Origin of the sequence: Protofrankia sp. Cr1 (assembly GCF_963555865.1) — a bacterium.
Classification (GTDB): domain Bacteria; phylum Actinomycetota; class Actinomycetes; order Frankiales; family Frankiaceae; genus Protofrankia.
The window spans coordinates 1-1,714 of sequence record NZ_CAUVXO010000610.1; the positions used below are offsets into that span (position 1 = coordinate 1).

The window sequence follows — 1,714 nt, forward strand, 5'->3', positions numbered from 1 at the left end:
TCCTTCCACTCGTCGCACCGAAGGGAATGCGGATCACGGAGTGGGGCTGGGGTGCGTGCATCGCGAGGTACGAGGAGGGAGGCACTCTGGTTTGTGGGTGTCGACCGACAAGCCGGGTACCCGTGGGACGGAGTGCGATGGACGGAGTGCGATGACGCGAGGTGCGCGCCCCGACCCGCGACGTCGCGAGCCAGTCGAGTTGCTCGCTGGAATGGTGGATTCTATGGAACCGCCACAGCAGGGGCACCCGGTGAAGGGCTCGGTGGCCGAAATAGGCAAATAGGTCCCTGAAGACGAACACCACGGCGAGCTGTCCCCAGCCGGGCAGCAGGTGGAAGGAGCCGACCACGGCAACGGACACGGACACGGACACCACGACAGTCAGCCGTTGGAACGACCGACGCGACGGTGGATCCGGCGGCGACGAGGTCGTCGCCATCGGCCCGATGCGGGTCGGCTCGGCGCTGGGCGCCAGCCGGCTTGTCCAGGGCATCGGCCCGATCCTCGGTCCGATGTTCGGCGGCCTGCTGACCCAGCACGCCGGCCCCAGCGGACGGTTCTGGATACTGGCCGCCACCTGCCTGCTCCCGCTGGCTCTCGTGGCGCCGCTGCGCACGACCGTACGACGGGCGGCGATCGCATGACGGCACACGAGCGAAGCGGCGCGGATGTCGGCGTCGAGCCCGAGCTGGCAGCCGAGTTCGTCGGCCTCGTCGAGGGAACGAACGTTCCGACGCTACGCACGAACGTGACCCGGTTCTGGCGCGGCCACCACGACCACCCGGACGCAGTCGGCGCTGTCCTGATGGATCTGTGGTCGCGCTGTCCGGGAACGTCGGGGACCACCGTCCGGATGGGTGTGGCGATCACTCTCGGACCGGTGGCGGTGACCAGGCCCGAGGCGATGTCCTTCCTGCTGGGCGTCGTGCCCGGCGACGCCGACTGGCGGGTGCAGGAGGCGCTGGCAAAGGGATTCGACTGGTATTGCGCCGAGAGCGGCTGGGCGACGGCCGTCCCGATGATCGAAGCGTGGATTACCCACAACCATGTCAATGTTCGCCGTGCCGCTTCGGAAGGACCCCGGGTATGGACGAAGCGGCCCCATTTCGACAAACACCCCGAACTTGCGATCGAATTGCTGGGCCGGTTGCGGGCCGATCGTGAGCCTTATGTCCGCAAGTCCGTGGCGAATGCGTTGTCGGACGTCAGCAAGACCCATCCCGACCTCACCTTGCCCGCATTGAGTGAGTGGTCCAGAGAGCCGAACGCGGCGTGGGTCGTGCGCAACGCCTGCCGGCACCTGGTCAAGACGCATCCCGTGGCGACCGAACCGATTCTGGCGGCAACGAAGGGATGAAGCGATGGCGATCAGTTTCGATCTCCTGGAGGTCTGTCGAGGCGCGCCGCCGCCGATCCCCGCGACGATCTGGCCGTCGTCGCGTCCACCGCGTCATTGACCGCATTGACACCGACAACCATCGGGTTGACGTCGTCGCGATCGAGCACCGGGCGGACGTCTACCGACACCGCGGATAAAAGCAGTAGAAGCGACAGCGGCGTCCACCCCGGTCGGGTCAGGCGTAGACCTCCTCGGTCCATGAGCGCAGCGCCTTCTCCGTGCCTTGCTGGTCCGCGTCGGGCGCGAACATGTGGACGGCCACGGCGACCGGCGCCCCGAAAGCGTTGCGGCCGAAGACGCGGTACATCGCGTCTT

At 67.3% G+C, this 1,714-nt stretch carries 3 protein-coding genes; 2 read left to right on the forward strand and 1 reads right to left on the reverse strand.

Annotated features, from left to right (window positions below):
* On the reverse strand, positions 1 to 361 hold a 361-nt coding region (locus U9980_RS26655; RefSeq protein WP_322770449.1), incomplete at its 3' end, for a sterol desaturase family protein.
* 85 nt (positions 362 to 446) lie between these two features.
* Between U9980_RS26655 and U9980_RS26660 the strand changes: the two genes are divergently transcribed.
* Both U9980_RS26660 and U9980_RS26665 read left to right on the forward strand, forming a co-directional pair.
* On the forward strand, positions 447 to 644 hold the full coding sequence (locus tag U9980_RS26660) for a hypothetical protein (protein WP_322770450.1): 198 nt from the start codon (positions 447 to 449) through the stop codon (positions 642 to 644).
* A complete protein-coding gene (locus U9980_RS26665; protein ID WP_322770451.1) occupies positions 641 to 1,357 on the forward strand; it encodes a DNA alkylation repair protein in 717 nt (238 codons plus the stop codon). The genes U9980_RS26660 and U9980_RS26665 overlap by 4 nt, the downstream gene beginning before the upstream one ends.
* The last annotated feature ends 357 nt before the right edge of the window (positions 1,358 to 1,714 follow it).

Bases quoted from the DNA above. Each gene is read 5' to 3' on its own strand.
- U9980_RS26660 (WP_322770450.1), top strand. From the start codon at position 447: ATGCGGGTCGGCTCGGCGCTGGGCGCCAGCCGGCTTGTCCAGGGCATC.
- U9980_RS26665 (WP_322770451.1), top strand. From the start codon at position 641: ATGACGGCACACGAGCGAAGCGGCGCGGATGTCGGCGTCGAGCCCGAG.